This is a genomic window from Winogradskya humida, from assembly GCF_016862215.1.
GTDB lineage: Bacteria > Actinomycetota > Actinomycetes > Mycobacteriales > Micromonosporaceae > Actinoplanes > Actinoplanes humidus.
This window is the reverse complement of sequence record NZ_BOMN01000013.1, coordinates 142,350-157,719: the sequence shown is the minus strand read 5'-3', so window position 1 is coordinate 157,719 and position 15,370 is coordinate 142,350. Positions and strand designations below refer to the sequence as shown.

The window sequence follows — 15,370 nt, the reverse complement described above, 5'->3', positions numbered from 1 at the left end:
GGTGTGCGCTTAGAGGAACTCCTTCACCGCCGGCGCGAGCACCGACGCCTTCACGATGTGGGTCTGCCCGGGCAGCGTCCGGTACCGCGCGTCCGGCAACGCCGCGCTCAGCGCCGCCGCCGCGTTACGCATGTACTGGGGACTCTTCCCGCCATCCATCACCAGCGCCGGGGCCTTGATGCGAGCCCACCGCGACGCGTCCAGCGGCTGCCCGCGGCCGGTGTCGCCGAGGACGCGCAGGTCGTACGGCAGGGTCGGCGCCGTGGCCCGCATCTTCCTGAACGGCGGCAGGACCGACATGATCGTCACCGCGAAACCGGGCATGCCGACACTGCGCAGGAACTTCTTCACCGCCCCACCGGTGTCCCCGGCCGCGACCAGCGCCTCCATCTCCGGCAGAAACGCCTCCGGGCGCGGCGCGTGGGTCCCGTCGACGATGAACGGCGGCTCATACAGCGCCAGCTTCGTCACCCCCGGCAGCGCGTCCGCGGCGTCGGCGGCCAGCACCGCCCCGGACGACACCCCCACCAGCGCCGCGGACCCACCGGCCGCCTGCAGCAGCGCCGCCAGATCCTCGACCTCCCGCCGCGGCTCGTACGGCGCCGTGTCACCGCTCTCCCCGCGCCCGCGCCGGTCGTAGCGGTAGACGGTGAACGCATCCGACAGCGCCGCCGCCAGGTCACCCGACGGCCCGAACCCGCGATGTGTCATCGCCCCGTCGACCAGGATCACCGCAGGCCCGGACCCGGACGTCTCGAACCCGATCCGCGTCCCGTCCGCCGAAGTCACCGCACTCATGAACCACTCTTCTCCAGTAGAAGCCGCCAACGATCAGAATCAACGGGCCCGAACGCGGCATGACTCGCGATCATCGCGCCGTGCATCCCCCGCAGAACCCGCCACAACCCGTCCGCCGTCCGCACACCCAGGCTGTGCGCGTTGGTGAAGTAGACGACGCCGCCGCCGGGCACCGGGTCACCTGCCCGGACAGCACCCCGCAGCCCCAGCGCCTCGTGCACCCGCCCCCACGCGCGCGGCCAGTCATCAACCGGGGGACCGAAAATGGTCACCGGCGTCGCCGCCCGCCCGGGGAAGAACCGCAGATACTCCACCAGCGTGCGGAAGAACATCTCGGTGCCGGACCGCATCGCCTCGTACTCCCCGGCCCAGTCCTCGCCCGGAAGAAACCCGCTGGTCACGGCCCGCACCACGGTCGAGCCACGATCAACACCCTCGACCAGATATTCGTACGCGACAAAGCGGCCGTCCGGGCCGGGGGCACTGGAGTACGCGAACCGCCGCCCCGGCTCCACGACGCTGACCGTCCCCGCGGGCATCCAGTCGTCGCCGAACGAGGTCCGCACGGTGTCCCCGTCAACCTCCGTGCGCCCCACGAACCAGCTACTGATCCCCGGCCCGGTCGCGATCGCCTGCCACACCTGCTCCGGACCGGCCGGAACCTCCGCCTCCAGGCGCGTCTCGAACTCTTTCCCCACCCCTCAGCCCTCCGTCGCGTCGCCGGCCCGCACGCCACCGGCCCGGGCGCCTCCGGGACCGGGGTCGCTCACGTCAGGCCGGGTCACGCTGGGGTGCACGGCGACGACGATCCGGTGCCGGCGGCCGCCCGGCGTGCTGTCGTCGTGGTACCGGCCGGCCAGGTGCGTGACGGCCGCGGTGAGATCCTCGGCGAACGCGGCCCGGTCAGCCGCGGTCGCGAACGTGATCTCCCCGTCGATCGCGAACGTGGCGACGCGCTTGTTCACCCTCGCCGACCCGGTGATCAGCTCCCCGACATCGCGGACCAGCCGGGCCGCGACCGCCAGCAGCCACCGCGCCGACAACCGGTCCGGCGCCCGGGAAGTGTCCGGGGCGACGGCGGCCATCGCGCTGGGGGAGATGACATAACTGGCGGCGGTGGCGCGCATCATCCGCTCGGTCATGTTGCCCTTGCGGCGCTGCTCGACAAGCTCGATCAGCCCATGCTGCTCCAACGTGCGCAGGTGATAGTTGACCTTCTGCCGGGGCAGCCCCACCCGCCCGGCGAGCATCGCCGCCGACGCCGGCTCGGCCAGCGCAGCCAGCAGCCGGGACCGGATCGGATCCAGACTGACCTCGGCCGCCGCCGCATCCTCGATCACCGCCACGTCATCCATGCCGCCCACCCTCCCACCGACAACAAAATTTGTCCAGTGACGTGAGCGGGATGTCGCAGGTCACCGACCTGCGGGAACGCACCACGAGCGAACGCCACAGGAAAATGGGGTCGACACCACGCCGATGATGACCACGTGACAGACGCAGAGAACTTTGTGCTGGCCGGCTTCGTGGCAGGCTTCCGCTGGGTGCCGCCGGCGAAGAAGTGGGCCACCGGCCTCCCACGCGCGATTCCCACCGTCAGTGACTGTCTCACCGATTTCCTCCCGGCCGGACCGGACATCGAGGCGTGGCAGCGGCCGCTGTTCGAACCATGGCAGCGGTCCTTCGCCGACGCGGCCGCCGCCGCCGGGCACGCCCCGCCCAGCCCCGGAACCGCGCATGTTCTGAGCATGAGCGTGACGGCAGCACAGGGCACCGTGCTGACGGCCCTGATTGAGGGGTGGCTCGGCGACCTTCCCCATCCGATCCGGCTGAACCTCACCCGGCCCGCGGCCGCCCCACCGGGCGCGGTGCTCGGATTCGAGGTTCTCGGCTTCGACACCGGCCGCTTCCACAGCTGGCTCTGCCACCGGCACGACACCACCGCATACGACGAGCTCGGGATCCGGCCGGGGAAGTCCGGCATGCTGACCACCTTCAGCGACGCTGAGCACGTCGTCGACCTGCTCAGCACCGACCAGGACGACACCACCTGGTTTCCCGCGCTGATCGCCGAACACGACATCGACCGGGGTGCGGTAGAAACGAGCACGTGACGACGACCGAAGAGTTGCAGCACAACACCATGAACGGGGCCACCGGCGGCATCTGGCGGGTCCGGGGTGACGACGGCGTCAGCAGGGTCCTGAAAGTCGCCACCCCGGGGCGCGACGACGCGGTTGCGCACTTCCAGGCCTCCGACGAGCCCGGTCACTGGAACTACTGGCGGCGCGAGCTGTTCGCGTACCAATCGGGACTTGCCGGCACTGCCTTCGCCGACGCGGGCGTGCGGGCACCGCAGCTGCTCTCCACCGCGCAGCGTGCCGACGGATCGGTCGAGCTGTGGCTCGAAGACGTCGCGGGCACCGCCGGGACAGCGTGCGGCAGTACCGAGCTCGGTGACGTCGCCTACCGCATCGGGGTGGCGCAGGCCCGCTGGCTGGGCAGACCCCCGGCCGAGACCTGGCTGGCCCGGGACTTCCTGCGCGACTACACGACGTCGCAGTCACTGGCCGTCGACCTCGACTGGGACCACCCGATCGCCGCGGCGGCATGGTCGCCGGCGTTGCGCGCGGAGCTGCGTACGTTGTGGGAGCGCCGCCACGACGTGCTCGCGGCCGCGGACAGGTTGCCGCGCACGTTGTGCCACCACGACCTGTGGCCGATGAACCTGATCGTCGCGGACAGCGGGCCGGTGCTGCTGGACTGGGCGTTCGTCGGGCCCGGCGCGATCGGGGAGGACGTCGCCAACCTGACCCTGGACACGTTCTTCGACGGGCTCATCGACATCGCCCTGATGGACGACGTGATCGCCGCGGTCGGGGACGGATACCGCCGCGGACTCACCGGGGTAGACGCCGCCCTGGTCGACGCCGCGCTGATCGACCGGGCGATCAAGGTGACCGGGGCGGCGAAGTACTACTGGCTCGCGCCGCGGATGCTGATGGGCCTCACCACAACACCCCGCAAGGGTTCCTACGACAGCCGGGACACCGAGGCCGTCTTCGCGGGGCGTGCTCCCGTGCTCGACGTCGTGGCGGCCTGGGCCCGGGAGACACTCGCCACCAGCTAGCTAGGGGACCAGGACGTGCCGGCCCCGGGAGCCGCCCCGGTCCACAGCCTCGTGTGCCTCGGCGGCCTGTTCCAGAGGGTAGGTTGCCGCGACGCGCAGCGTCAGCCGGCCCGCCTCGGCCAGCGCGGACAGCTCGGCGAGCCGGCCGCCGTCGACGGTCCACGCGACGTTCACCGAGCGGATGCCCCGGCGGGCCATCGGCGCGTTGTCGAGCAGCGCGGCGAACGCGCCACCGTGCCGGACAGCGTCCATCGCGGCCACGCCGACGTTCGCGGCGTCGAGCACACCGTCGACCCCGTCGGGGATCAGCGCCCGGACGGCCGGGGCCAGCGGCACGCCGCGGGCTACGACGAGTTCCGCACCGAAGCCCCGGACCAGCCTTTCGTCGGCCGGCGCGACCTGGGCGATCACCCGCAGCCCGCGCAGCCGGGCCAGCTCCACGGCGAAACCCCCACCGCACCGGCCGCGCCGGTGACCAGCAGCCACTGCCCGTGACTCAGACCCAGGGCGGTCAGCGACTGATCCGCCGTGATCGCGTTCAGCGGCAGCGTCGCCGCCAGCACCGGGGGGACGCCGCGCGGGGCCGGGGCCACGGCCCACTGCGGCAGGACCACGTACTCCGCATGAACGCCGTACGGCAGGTCGAGCCGTTCCTCCAGGCCGACTATCTCGTCACCGGCAGCGACCCGGAAGACACCGGCACCGACCGCCTCGACCGTGCCGGCGACGTCAAGACCGAACGACGCCACCTCTGCCCGGACCGCCACGCCGAAGGCGACCATCGCCCCGGTCCGCACCATCGTGTCCGCCGGCTGCACCGCGGCGGCCGCCACCCGCACCAGCACCTCCCCGGGCCCGGGCACCGGCACCGGTGCCTCCACCACCTCCAGCACCTCGGGGCCACCGAACCGCTTCACCACGAGTGCACGCATCTCCGTGTTCCTCCCTGCCACCGGCACCTCGCCGGCATCGGGGAAATACTCGCCGCGTCGCCGGGGCCGGCCAGGGTTCAGCCGGTGGGTAGGTCCGGCAGACACACCTTCGGCCGGTTCTAGACTCGGTGCGGTGAGCGAGGGGATCGGAGCGTTTCTGCAGTCGCGGCGAGGCCGGGCCGGCCCGCCGCCGGCCGGGGTCTTCCCCGGTGCGCAGTCGCGCCGGGTTCCGGGCCTCCGGCGCGAAGAGGTGGCACACCTCGCCGGAGTCAGCGCCGATTACTACGTGCGTCTCGAACAGGGCCGCGCCGTCAACGTCTCGGATTCCGTGCTCGACGCCGTCGCCCGGGTGCTGCGGCTCAGCCCGGCCGAACACGAGCACCTGCGTAACCTGGCCCGGCCGGGCGGCGGCGACGAGCACCGGCCCGAGGCCGACCCGGGCACGCTACGACTGATCGAGCTGATGCGTGACGTACCCGCGATGATCTTCGGCCCGGACACCACGATCCTCGCCACGAACGCGCTGGCCGACACCGTCTTCGGGTTCACCCCGGGCGTGCCGATGAACGGCGCCCGCTACCTCTTCCTCAATCCTCGGGTGCACGCCCTGTTCCCCGGCTGGCGGGACCTGGCCGATGAGGTGGTCGCCCACCTGCGCCTGCAGGCCGGACGGCGGCCCGGCGACACCCCGCTGGCCGGGCTGATCGCGGAACTCCGGGCGACGAGCACCGACTTCACCCGACGGTGGGAACGGCAGGACGTGCTCCGCAAGATCTCCGGGCCGGTGCTGATCGCCCACCCCGCGCTGGGCGAGCTGGAGCTGACCTACCAGCTCTACCCGGTGCCGGGCTCCGGCGGCCAGCACCTCGCGGCCTACGGCTACGAGGAGGGCTCGACCACCGGGAAACGACTGCGGGAACGCTAGGCCCTACGTCCGTGCTCGCTGGCGCGCTGTTCGTCCGGACAGCCGCTGACACGCCTCAAGCTGCGGGGAAGTGCAGGTTCCAGCGGCCCGAACGCCACATCAGCCGGGTCAGCGACAACGGCGCGACGTCCAGGCTCCACAACCGCTCGTCGGGCAGCCCCAGCGCGTGGGTCAGCGCCGCCCGCACGACGATCGGGTGCGCGACCGCGACGACCCGGTGCCGGGCCATCGAGTCGACCCACTCGCCCGCGCGGTGGCGGATCTGGACCAGGGACTCACCGCCGTGGGGGGCCGCACCCGGGTCGGTCAGCCACTGTTTCAGGGCATCCGGGTCGGCGAGCGCTACCTCGTCCAGGCTCTTACCGTTCCAGCGGCCGAAGTCCGGGTCGGCGAGGTCCGGCTCGGTCGCCGCGGTGTGACCCAGGGCCTGGGCCGTCTCGCACGACGCACGGGACGGCGCGCAGACCCACATGTCGCCGCGGCCGAACGCGGACAGAGCGAGGGCGGCCTTGCGGCCGCCCTCGTCAAGATCCTCGTCGCCGCCGAACCGCGCACCCCGCAGGGCCGCCGTCGGCGCGCAGGCGAGCAAACGCAGCCCGCTCACACCGGCACTGACTCCGCTTCGGGCACTTCCGCGGCAGCCGCACGCCGCGACCCGAGCCGCGACAGCAGCGCCGTGAACGCGATCCCCAGCGACAGCCACAGCGTCGCCTGCGTGCCCAGCGACGTGACCCGGAAGTTCCACAGCAGGCTCGCCGGGAACGTGTCGGACACCTCGTCGATGTTCGGCAACAGGACGTACCCGATGACCACGACCACCAGGAAACCGGCCAGGCCCGCGGTGAGCCGCAGCCACTCGGGTGCACCGGCACGCAGCGACCGCGACGCGAGGACGCCGGCCCAGACCGCCACGAGACCGATCACCAGGATCGACAGGTAGCTGATCGTGCGCTGGTTGATCGTCGACGGGTCACCGACCGCGGGCGGGTTCGGCGGATACTTCACCCACGGCACCAGCACCAGGCCGACGAACGCCGCGGCGGCCAGCCCGAGCGCGGCCCGGGAGTCGTCCGAGGTCCGCAACCGGCGGCGCAACAAGGTGTACGCAGTGGCGAGCAGCCCGCCCATCACGACGCCGTACAGGGCGGTGGCCAGGAACAGCCCGCCCTTCTGACCGTCGCGCGACACGAGGGGATCTTCCTCGTCGTGGGAGTGCCCGTCAGCCGCGGGTGCCGCCGCGGCCTGGGAGTTGGCTTCCTCGATGGCGATCGCCGCATCCACCTTGGGCTCACCCAGCGAATACGCGAACACACCGGACAGCAGCCCGGCGATCAGACCCGCGAGCAACCCCCGCAGCAGAATGGCGCCGTAGGTGGGCGCCGCGGACCGGCCCGTCAGTGACACGGAACGCCGAGCAGGTGGCGCCCGTCGTGCATGAGCTCGTGCAGGAACATGCCGCTCTGCGACACCGCACCCTGGTCGAACGCGACCAGGTAGGCCAGCAGGAGCAGACCGGCCACCACAGCGGCGGCGGTCCACAGGACCCGGACGGAGACCGCCGGTACGTTGAGCGGGCGAACCGCCTGAACCTTGGACATAACTATCAGACCCTTCCTTGCGGGATGACGCGTCCCGATCGACAGGCCTGCGACGCATGAGTGTCCTGACTCACGAGCCCCGTGTGAAGGGCCCGTTCACAGTGGCGCGACCGCACCGGATTCACACCGGTTTCCCTCACGACGCCGCAGAAATGGTGTCCTCAACCTAGCTGTGCCCCGGTGAGCCGGTCAATCGCGGCGGAGGTCACCACCACCGGGTCCCCGCGCCCGCCGCCACGCCGGTACCATCCAGACCGGTCGTTGTACGGGGGTTCGACATGGTCATGAGCAGGGCAGCGGTCGCCGTGACCGCGCTGGTCGCCGGGGTGCTGATCCCGGCCGGGCCGGCACAGGCGAAGGGCGGGCCGGCACAGGCAAAAGCGTTCGTGTGCCAGCAGCAGGTCCAGGCCGGTCAGAACAGCAAAGCCGTGCCGTACGAGACCGCGCTGTTCGCCCCGGACCGGCTCGCGCCGTTCGCCACCGGCAAGGGCATCCGCGTCGCCGTGCTCGACTCCGGCGTCGACGACAGCAACCCGCAGCTCGACGGTCAGGTCGACCGGGGCAAGGACTTCCTGCACAACAACAGCGACGCCCGGCAGGACTGCATCGGGCACGGCACGGAAGTGGCGAGCATCATCGCCGCGAAACCCAGCGCCGCGGCGGGCCTGCGCGGTCTCGCCCCGGACGCCACCATCGTCCCGGTGCGCGTCAGCGAGCAGACCGACACCGCGAACGGCGGCACCAGCGGCGAGCCGGCCAGCCCGGCGGTGTTCGCCCAGGCCATCCGCTGGGCGGCCAGCCCGTCCGGTGGCGACGCCGACGTCATCAACATGTCCCTGGTCATGACGGGCAAGAGTGACGCGGTCATGGCCGCCGTCAGCGACGTCATCGCCCAGGGCGTCGTCGTGGTCGCCGCGGTCGGTAACCACGCCACCGACGGCAACCCGGACCCGTACCCCGCCGCGCTGCCCGGCGTCATCGGTGTCGGCTCGATCGACGCGACCGGTGTGAAGAGCGACTTCTCCCAGCACGGCACCTACGTCGATGTGATGGCCCCCGGCCGCGACGTCACCGTCGCCACCCCGCGCACCGGGCAGCGTTCCGACAGCGGGACCAGCTTCGCCACCCCGTACGTCTCGGCGACCGCGGCGCTGGTCAAGCAGCGCTTCCCGGCGCTGAGCCCGGCGCAGATCTCCCGGCGCATCCTGGCCACCGCCGACGCCGCCCCCGGCGGTGCGAAAAGCGACGAGTACGGCGCCGGCATCCTCAACCCGTACCGTGCGCTGACCGAAACTCTCGGCCCGGACACCCCGCCCACCCCACCGGCCAAGGTCATGATCATTCAGGACCCGGCCGCGCTGGCACTGGCTCAGCGCCGCGCCGACGCCCAGGACCGGGCCATGCTGTTCGCCGCGATCGGCGCGGGCTCTGTCGTGCTGGTCGTCCTGATCGCCGCCGCGATCCGCAAGGGCCGCCGCCGCGGCTGGCGTCCCGGTGACCCCACGGCCCCGGCCGAGGAGAACCCGTTCGACTCCCGCACCCTGGAGTCCACCCGATGACCGCGCACGACGTCGCCCGCGCCCTGCCCGACCCCGCCACCCTGCGGGAACGCTGCCGGGTGTTCGCGATGGCCGACGCGATCCTGAGCCCCGAACGGGACTACCGCTACTTCTCGTTCAACCAGCACGTACGGTAACAACGGCAAGCTGTGGCCCGGCCTGGTCGACACCGTCCCCGCGGCGTTGCGGCTCGGAATGGCTGTTCGAGCTGCTGCTGGGCGGCACAGCGGCGGTGTACCAGGATTTCGCCAAGGACTACTACGAGATGCCCGTCGACCTGGACGCGGTCATCGAGATCTTCACGCAACGCCCCCTGACCCCGGAGCTGGTCCGCCGCCTCAACCCCGACGTCACGCTGAACGACCTCGCCGAGGACATCGCGCAGATCGGCTACGCGGCGCTCTGATCACCCAGGAACGCCGCGGTGCTGTCACGCAGGGCGGCCGTGCAGGCGGCGACCGCCGGGTGGGTGAGCGCACCGCGACGGCAGGCGACCCGGGTCCTCCGCCGGGTGGGCAGGGGGATCAGATCAACCCCCGGCGGTGGGTACGCAGCCGCGAGCCGCGGCACCACCGACACGCCCTGCCCCGCCGCGACCAGCGCCAGCACGGTCGTGAAGTCGTCGGCGTAGTGACGCGGGCGCGGCGCGAACCCGGCCGCACGGCACACGTGGACCGTCATCGTGTGGCACAACGTGCCCGGGCTCGCCAGGATCCACCGGCTGTCCCGCACGTCGTCCAGCCCGGCTGCACCCGCGCCCTCGGGGACGGCGAGGAAGACCCGCTCGTCGAGCAGCGGCACCGTGTCGAGGGTGCTGTCGTCCGGGGACGGGACCACGTCGTAGTCGTTGAGCAGGCCCACGTCGAGACGCCGGTCGCGCAGTGCGTCCGGGACCTGCGCCGGGTCGAGCTCGGTCACGAGCAGTTCCAGCCCGGGATGCTCGCGGCCCAGCGTCACCAGGGCCGGTGGGAGCAGGGTCCGGACCGCTGACGGGTACGCCCCGATGCGCAGTGGCCCGCTCAGCCCCGTGGCGACCGCGGCGAGGGCCGCATCGGCCTGCTCCAGGGCGGCGAGGACCGTGCGGGCCTGCTCGGCGAGGACCCGCCCGGCCGGGGTGAACGTGACGCTGCGCCCGGTGCGGCGCAGCAGCGGCACGCCGGCCTCGCGTTCCAGGGCGGCGAGCTGCTGGGACACCGCGGACGGCGTGTACGTGTGGGCCTGCGCGACCGCAGCGATCGTGCCGAGGCGGGACAGGTCGTGGAGCAGGTGGAGGCGGCGCACATCGAGCATCAGGTCAGCTTACGTTCGGGCGTACCAATCGGAACTGGACCTTAAGGTCGCAGGGGTTGAAAGTAGTCGTATGACTTTCGCCGGTGTGTACGTGCCGCTGATCACCCCGTTCGACGCCGCCGGCGCGGTGGCGTTCGGCGCGCTGGAACGCCTCGCGCACGACGTCCTCGACGGCGGGGCGGCCGGGCTGGTGGCGCTCGGGACCACGGGGGAGCCGGGTTCACTCGACGACAAGGAACGCGACGGGGTCCTCGACGTGATCGCCGGGGTGTGCCGTGACCGCCGGGCGCAGCTGATCGTCGGCGCCAACCGGATCGGCGACGCCGCAGCCGTGCCGTCGCATGCTGTCGCCGTCCTGACCCTGGTCCCACCGTTTCTGCGGCCGGGTGAGGACGGCGTGGTCGCATATTTCGAGGATTTCGCGGCCCGCAGCCCCGTCCCGGTCCTGGCCTACCACGTGCCCTACCGCACCGGGCAGACCCTGAGCGCCGGGGCGCTGCGCCGGATCGCCGCGATCGACGGGGTCGCCGGCATGAAACTCGCCGCCGGCGGCATCGACACCACGGTCGTTGATCTGCTCAGCGACCCGCCCGCGGATTTCGCGATCCTCTGCGGCGACGACGCGTTCCTGGCCCCGTTGCTCAGCATGGGTGTCCCGGGCGCGATCATCGCCTCCGCCCACCTGGACACCGCGGCGTTCACGACGCTGGTCCGTGACCGGCAGCCCCAGCCCCACCTCGCCCAGCCCCACCTCGCCCAGCCCCACCTCGCCCAGCCCCACCTCGCCCAGCCCCGGCTCGCCCGGCTCGCCCTGGCCCTGTTCGCCGAACCCAACCCGACCGTCATCAAAGCCGTCCTGCACGCCCGGGGCCGCATCCCCACCCCGGACGTCCGCCTGCCGCTGCTGCCCGCCTCCGCGGCGAGCCTGCACATGGCACTGTCCGTTTAAGGTCGTCCTGGTGGATATCCGAGAGCTCACGATCACCGGGCCGGACGCCGGACCGTATTCCCTCACCACCGGCCCCGACGGGACGCTGTGGGTGACGTGCGCGCACAGCGGCGAGCTCGTCAGAATCAGCCCCGGCGGTGACGTCACCACGATCGGCCTGGACGCCCCGCAGAGCCAGCCGGCCGTGATCGTCGCCGGCCCCGACGACGCCGTGTGGTTCACCCGCACCCGCGACGATACGATCAGCCGCCTCGGCACCGACCTGCGCTCGTTCCCGCTGCCGACGGGCTCCGGAGCGTACGGCCTGGCGGCCGGCCCCGACGGCGCGCTGTGGTTCACCGCGATGACCACCAGCCGCATCGGCCGGCTCGCACCCGACGGCACGGTCACGGAGTTCCCCCTGCCCGACGCGGCGTTCCCGGCGATGATCACCGCGGGGCCCGACGGTGCGCTGTGGTTCACCCTCAACCAGGCCAATGCGATCGGCCGGATCACCACCGGCGGTGACGTGCGCCTGCACGAGCTGCCCACCCCCGATGCAGCACCGGTCGGTATCACCAGCGACGGCGTGGACCTGTGGTTCGTGGAGATCGGCGCCGGGCAGCTCGGCCGGATCACCACCGGCGGGACGATCACGGAGTTCCCGCTGAGCGACCGGACGGCCCGGCCGCACGCGATCGCCGCCGCCGGCGTGGGGGACCTGTGGTTCACCGAGTGGGGCGCGAACAGGATCGGCCATCGCACCCCCGACGGCACACTCACCGCTCATGACCTGCCCACCGAGAAGTCCGAGCCGCACGGCATCACCGTCGACGCCACCGGCGGGGTGTGGGCGGCCCTGGAAATCGGTCGCCTAACGCATATCGTGTCGTAGATGGACGACGTCAGGAAATGGCTGCGGGCGCGGGGGACCGAGACGGTCGAACACCCCGGCGGGACCCTCTACGCGCATCTCAACCGGGTGCAGGAACGGCTCGGTGCGCTGGGACACGATCGGGAGGTGCAGGTGGCGGGGCTGACGCATGCGGCGTACAGCACCGACGGGTTCGATCTGGCCCTGCTGGACCACACCGACCGCGGGCCGCTGCAGGCTCTGATCGGGGACCGGGCCGAAGACCTGGTCCATCGGTACGGGTCGTGTGAACGTTCCCGCACGTGGAAAATGCTCCCCGAAACCCGGCAGGTCTGGGACCGCTGGACGGACACCGCGGTGGCGCTGCCCGATGATGTCGTGACGCCGTTCGCGGACCTCAGTGTGATCAACGAGCTGGACGTGCTCGAGCAGGACCCGGCGATCGCCGCGCGGTACGGCGGCTACTTCCGGGACCTGTTCGCGTCCTGGGCACCCCTGCTGTCCCCGCCGGTGTCGGCCGAGGTGCGGCGGGTGCTGGCGTAAGATCTTGGGTGATGAACATGCGGTCGATCTACCAGCACGGTTTCGCCCGGGTCGCCGCCTGCACCGGCCACACCGCCCTCGCGGATCCGCCGGTCAACGCCGCCGCGGTCCTGCAGCAGGCACGCCGCTGCGCCGACGAGGGTGTCGCCGTGGCGGTGTTCCCCGAGCTGACGCTGTCCGGCTATTCGATCGAGGACCTGCTGCTGCAGGACGTCCTGCTCGACGACGTCGAAACGGCGCTGCAGACCGTGGTCGCCGGGACGAGCGACCTGTTGAGCGTGCTCGTGGTCGGGGCGCCGCTGCGGCACCGCAACCGCATCTACAACTGCGCAGTCGTCATCCACCGCGGGCGGGTCCTCGGGGTGGCCCCGAAGTCGTACCTGCCGAACTACCGCGAGTTCTACGAGCAACGCCAGCTCGCCGCCGGTGACGACGAGCGCAGTTCGACGATCCGGGTCGGCGCGGTGGACGTACCGTTCGGGGTGAACCTGCTGTTCACCGCCGAGGACGTGCCCGGCCTGGTCCTGCACGCCGAGATCTGCGAGGACATGTGGATGCCGGTGCCGCCCAGCGCCGAAGCCGCCCTCGCCGGAGCGACCCTGCTGGTCAACCTGTCGGGCAGCCCGATCACCGTCGGCCGCGCCGAGGACCGCCGGTTGCTGGTCCGCTCGGCGTCGTCGCGGTGCCTGGCCGCCTATGTGTACGCCGCTGCCGGCGCCGGGGAGTCGACCACGGACCTGTCCTGGGACGGCCAGACCATGATCTACGAGAACGGGGCCCTGCTCGCCGAGACCGAGCGCTTCCCCCCCGACGACCGCACGGCGATCGCGGACATCGACCTGGACCTGCTGCGCCAGGAACGCCAGCGCCAGGGCACGTTCGACGACAACCGCCGCACCCACGCCGCCCGCACCGGCGACTTCCAGCAGATCGCGTTCCGGCTCGACCCGCCCGCCACCGACCTGGGCCTGCGCCGCCGCGTGGAACGGTTCCCGTTCGTGCCCGCCGACGCGCAACGGCTCGCGCAGGACTGTTACGAGGCGTACAACATCCAGGTCGCCGGGCTGACCCAGCGCCTCGCCGCGATCGGCGGCCCGAAAGTCGTCATCGGTGTGTCCGGTGGTCTCGACTCCACCCACGCCCTGATCGTCGCGGCCCAGGCGATGGACCGCGCCGGGCGGCCCCGCAGCGACATCCTCGCGTTCACGATGCCAGGCTTCGCGACCAGCGACCACACCAAGGCCAACGCCCACGCGCTGATGCGGTCGCTCGGGGTCACCGCCGCGGAGCTCGACATCAAACCGGCCGCGCGGATCATGCTGGAGGAGATGGGACACCCGTTCTCCGCCGGGGAGCCGGTCTACGACGTCACCTTCGAGAACGTGCAGGCCGGGCTGCGCACGGACTATCTGTTCCGGCTCGCCAACCAGCGCGGCGGGATCGTCCTCGGCACCGGTGACCTGTCCGAGCTGGCCCTGGGCTGGTGCACGTACGGCGTCGGCGACCAGATGAGCCACTACAACGTCAACTCCGGCGTCCCCAAAACCCTGATGCAGCACCTGATCCGCTGGGTCGTCGCCAGCGACCAGTTCGACGCCGGCACCGCCGCGACCCTGACCGCGATCCTCGGCACGGAGATCAGCCCCGAACTCGTCCCCGGCGACACCCCGCAGTCCACGGAGTCGACGATCGGCCCGTACGCGCTGCACGATTTCACCCTGTTCCACGTGCTGCGCTACGGCTTCCGCCCGTCGAAGATCGCGTTCCTGGCCTGGCACGCCTGGCACGATGCTGCCGCCGGTGCCTGGCCGCCCGGCTTCCCGGAGGCCGACCGCGGGGAGTACGACCTGCCGGAGATCCGCAAGTGGCTGGAGTACTTCTGCCGCCGCTTCTTCCAGTTCGCCCAGTTCAAACGTTCCGCCATGCCGAACGGCCCGAAGGTGTCCGCCGGCGGCTCCCTCTCCCCGCGCGGCGACTGGCGAGCCCCCTCGGACGGCACCGCCTACGCCTGGCTGCGCGACCTCGCCCGCTGGGAGTCCTGACCCGCTACCCCAGCGCGACGTAGGGGTGCTCGGCGCCTTCGCGTTCGGTATGGATGCTCCAGTAGTGCTCGGCGATGGTGTCCGGCTGCGTCTCCGGGCCGCCGTGCCCGATCCAGACCGACAGCGGGACATGCGCGACGTAGACGCCCCGGTCGGCAACGGCGGCATGCAACGACAACGCATACGTGCGCAGCGCGCCCGCACCGACCGCGATGTTGCCGAACGCGGGCATCATGCCGGGGTTGGCGGAGGTCCCGCCGGTGCTGAACAGGATCGTGCCGCTGCCCCGCCCGGTCATCGCCGGCAGGACCTGCTGCGCGGCGGCGAGCCCCCCACCCAGGTAGAAGTCCACCTGCGGGCGGACCGACTCCAGCGTGAGGTCGGTGACAGCGACCGGCGCGAGTGCACTGTCGCCACCCGCGTTGGGGGAGAAGCTGAGCACATCGATCGGCCCGAACCGCTCGGTGACCTTCGCGACGGCACCGGCGAGCGCGACCGGATCGGTGACGTCCGCGGCGTACCCGGCTGCTTCGATGCCCTTTGATCCGAGCTCGACAACAAGTGCATCCAGGTTCTTCCGGGTACGCGAGACGAGCCCGACGCTGAAGCCTTCGCGCCCGAACCGTGTGGCGATGGACAGGCCGAGACCGGGTCCGGCACCGATGATGGCGATAGTGGGCATGTCTGATTCCTCCCTGGCCCCGTAAGTGGAGCCGTTCCTTCATTTACGCTAGCAGATAAGTGGCGGCAT

At 71.6% G+C, this 15,370-nt stretch carries 20 protein-coding genes and 1 riboswitch; of the genes, 10 read left to right on the top strand and 10 right to left on the bottom strand.

The window, feature by feature from the left end:
* Nucleotides 1-9: 9 nt before the first annotated feature.
* Genes Ahu01nite_RS05455 through Ahu01nite_RS05445 form a run of 3 tightly spaced genes read right to left on the bottom strand, consistent with a single transcriptional unit; the run spans nt 10 to nt 2,153 of the window.
* On the bottom strand, nt 10-798 hold the full coding sequence (locus Ahu01nite_RS05455) for an alpha/beta fold hydrolase (RefSeq protein ID WP_203835271.1): 789 nt from the start codon (nt 796-798) through the stop codon (nt 10-12).
* On the bottom strand, nt 795-1,496 hold the full coding sequence (locus tag Ahu01nite_RS05450; RefSeq protein WP_203835270.1) for an SRPBCC family protein: 702 nt from the start codon (nt 1,494-1,496) through the stop codon (nt 795-797). Before Ahu01nite_RS05450 ends, Ahu01nite_RS05455 begins: the two co-directional genes overlap by 4 nt.
* Nucleotides 1,497-1,499: 3 nt before the next feature.
* Nucleotides 1,500-2,153 carry a winged helix-turn-helix domain-containing protein gene (locus tag Ahu01nite_RS05445; RefSeq protein WP_203835269.1) on the bottom strand — a complete coding sequence of 218 codons (654 nt, stop codon included), beginning with the start codon at nt 2,151-2,153 and terminating at the stop codon, nt 1,500-1,502.
* Nucleotides 2,154-2,288: 135 nt separating this feature from the next.
* Here Ahu01nite_RS05445 and Ahu01nite_RS05440 point away from each other — a divergent pair, with 135 nt between their 5' ends.
* Both Ahu01nite_RS05440 and Ahu01nite_RS05435 read left to right on the top strand, forming a co-directional pair.
* The gene (locus Ahu01nite_RS05440; RefSeq protein ID WP_203835268.1) at nt 2,289-2,912 is read left to right on the top strand and encodes a hypothetical protein; all 624 of its coding nucleotides are present in this window, start codon (nt 2,289-2,291) and stop codon (nt 2,910-2,912) included.
* Nucleotides 2,909-3,928, top strand: coding sequence for a phosphotransferase (locus tag Ahu01nite_RS05435; protein WP_239158634.1), 1,020 nt, complete (start codon nt 2,909-2,911; stop codon nt 3,926-3,928). Before Ahu01nite_RS05440 ends, Ahu01nite_RS05435 begins: the two co-directional genes overlap by 4 nt.
* On the opposite strand, the gene Ahu01nite_RS05430 is transcribed toward Ahu01nite_RS05435, so the two are convergent.
* On the bottom strand, nt 3,929-4,369 hold the full coding sequence (locus Ahu01nite_RS05430; RefSeq protein WP_203835267.1) for a zinc-binding dehydrogenase: 441 nt from the start codon (nt 4,367-4,369) through the stop codon (nt 3,929-3,931).
* Nucleotides 4,336-4,860: an alcohol dehydrogenase catalytic domain-containing protein gene (locus tag Ahu01nite_RS05425; RefSeq protein WP_203835266.1), complete on the bottom strand. Its 525-nt coding sequence runs from the start codon at nt 4,858-4,860 to the stop codon at nt 4,336-4,338. Before Ahu01nite_RS05425 ends, Ahu01nite_RS05430 begins: the two co-directional genes overlap by 34 nt.
* A 133-nt stretch (nt 4,861-4,993) precedes the next feature.
* Between Ahu01nite_RS05425 and Ahu01nite_RS05420 the strand changes: the two genes are divergently transcribed.
* On the top strand, nt 4,994-5,785 hold the full coding sequence (locus Ahu01nite_RS05420) for a helix-turn-helix transcriptional regulator (RefSeq protein WP_203835265.1): 792 nt from the start codon (nt 4,994-4,996) through the stop codon (nt 5,783-5,785).
* A 55-nt stretch (nt 5,786-5,840) separates the two neighbouring features.
* On the opposite strand, the gene Ahu01nite_RS05415 is transcribed toward Ahu01nite_RS05420, so the two are convergent.
* From Ahu01nite_RS05415 to Ahu01nite_RS05405, 3 genes are read right to left on the bottom strand one after another with little or no spacing between them, the layout of a single operon-like run.
* Nucleotides 5,841-6,389 carry a histidine phosphatase family protein gene (locus Ahu01nite_RS05415; RefSeq protein WP_203835264.1) on the bottom strand — a complete coding sequence of 183 codons (549 nt, stop codon included), beginning with the start codon at nt 6,387-6,389 and terminating at the stop codon, nt 5,841-5,843.
* Nucleotides 6,386-7,189: a CbtA family protein gene (locus Ahu01nite_RS05410; RefSeq protein WP_203835263.1), complete on the bottom strand. Its 804-nt coding sequence runs from the start codon at nt 7,187-7,189 to the stop codon at nt 6,386-6,388. The genes Ahu01nite_RS05415 and Ahu01nite_RS05410 overlap by 4 nt, the downstream gene beginning before the upstream one ends.
* Entirely contained in the window at nt 7,180-7,383 is a 204-nt protein-coding gene (locus tag Ahu01nite_RS05405) for a CbtB domain-containing protein (RefSeq protein ID WP_203835262.1), read from the bottom strand. The genes Ahu01nite_RS05410 and Ahu01nite_RS05405 overlap by 10 nt, the downstream gene beginning before the upstream one ends.
* A 60-nt stretch (nt 7,384-7,443) precedes the next feature.
* A riboswitch (cobalamin riboswitch) is annotated at nt 7,444-7,518 on the bottom strand.
* Between the two features lie 149 nt (nt 7,519-7,667).
* Here Ahu01nite_RS05405 and mycP point away from each other — a divergent pair.
* The 3 genes from mycP to Ahu01nite_RS50190 all read left to right on the top strand — a co-directional run bounded on the left by mycP (nt 7,668) and on the right by Ahu01nite_RS50190 (nt 9,348).
* On the top strand, nt 7,668-8,942 hold the full coding sequence (gene mycP, locus Ahu01nite_RS05400; protein ID WP_239158633.1) for a type VII secretion-associated serine protease mycosin: 1,275 nt from the start codon (nt 7,668-7,670) through the stop codon (nt 8,940-8,942).
* Entirely contained in the window at nt 8,939-9,079 is a 141-nt protein-coding gene (locus tag Ahu01nite_RS50195) for a hypothetical protein (protein WP_239158632.1), read from the top strand. Before mycP ends, Ahu01nite_RS50195 begins: the two co-directional genes overlap by 4 nt.
* Before the next feature lie 95 nt (nt 9,080-9,174).
* A complete protein-coding gene (locus tag Ahu01nite_RS50190; protein ID WP_239158631.1) occupies nt 9,175-9,348 on the top strand; it encodes a hypothetical protein in 174 nt (57 codons plus the stop codon).
* Here the strand turns inward: Ahu01nite_RS50190 and Ahu01nite_RS05390 are convergent.
* On the bottom strand, nt 9,333-10,232 hold the full coding sequence (locus tag Ahu01nite_RS05390; RefSeq protein WP_203835260.1) for a LysR family transcriptional regulator: 900 nt from the start codon (nt 10,230-10,232) through the stop codon (nt 9,333-9,335). The two genes, Ahu01nite_RS50190 and Ahu01nite_RS05390, sit on opposite strands and share 16 nt — an antisense overlap.
* A gap of 70 nt (nt 10,233-10,302) precedes the next feature.
* Between Ahu01nite_RS05390 and Ahu01nite_RS05385 the strand changes: the two genes are divergently transcribed.
* The 4 genes from Ahu01nite_RS05385 to Ahu01nite_RS05370 are packed head-to-tail and all read left to right on the top strand — an operon-like array spanning nt 10,303 to nt 14,619.
* A complete protein-coding gene (locus Ahu01nite_RS05385; protein ID WP_203835259.1) occupies nt 10,303-11,181 on the top strand; it encodes a dihydrodipicolinate synthase family protein in 879 nt (292 codons plus the stop codon).
* A 10-nt stretch (nt 11,182-11,191) separates the two neighbouring features.
* Complete coding sequence (locus tag Ahu01nite_RS05380; protein ID WP_203835258.1) at nt 11,192-12,055, top strand: Vgb family protein; 864 nt, start codon at nt 11,192-11,194, stop codon at nt 12,053-12,055.
* Complete coding sequence (locus tag Ahu01nite_RS05375) at nt 12,056-12,577, top strand: DUF6817 domain-containing protein (protein WP_203835257.1); 522 nt, start codon at nt 12,056-12,058, stop codon at nt 12,575-12,577.
* Nucleotides 12,578-12,588: 11 nt separating this feature from the next.
* A complete protein-coding gene (locus tag Ahu01nite_RS05370; protein WP_203835256.1) occupies nt 12,589-14,619 on the top strand; it encodes an NAD(+) synthase in 2,031 nt (676 codons plus the stop codon).
* A 4-nt stretch (nt 14,620-14,623) separates the two neighbouring features.
* On the opposite strand, the gene Ahu01nite_RS05365 is transcribed toward Ahu01nite_RS05370, so the two are convergent.
* Entirely contained in the window at nt 14,624-15,301 is a 678-nt protein-coding gene (locus tag Ahu01nite_RS05365) for an SDR family NAD(P)-dependent oxidoreductase (RefSeq protein WP_203835255.1), read from the bottom strand.
* Nucleotides 15,302-15,370: the final 69 nt, after the last annotated feature.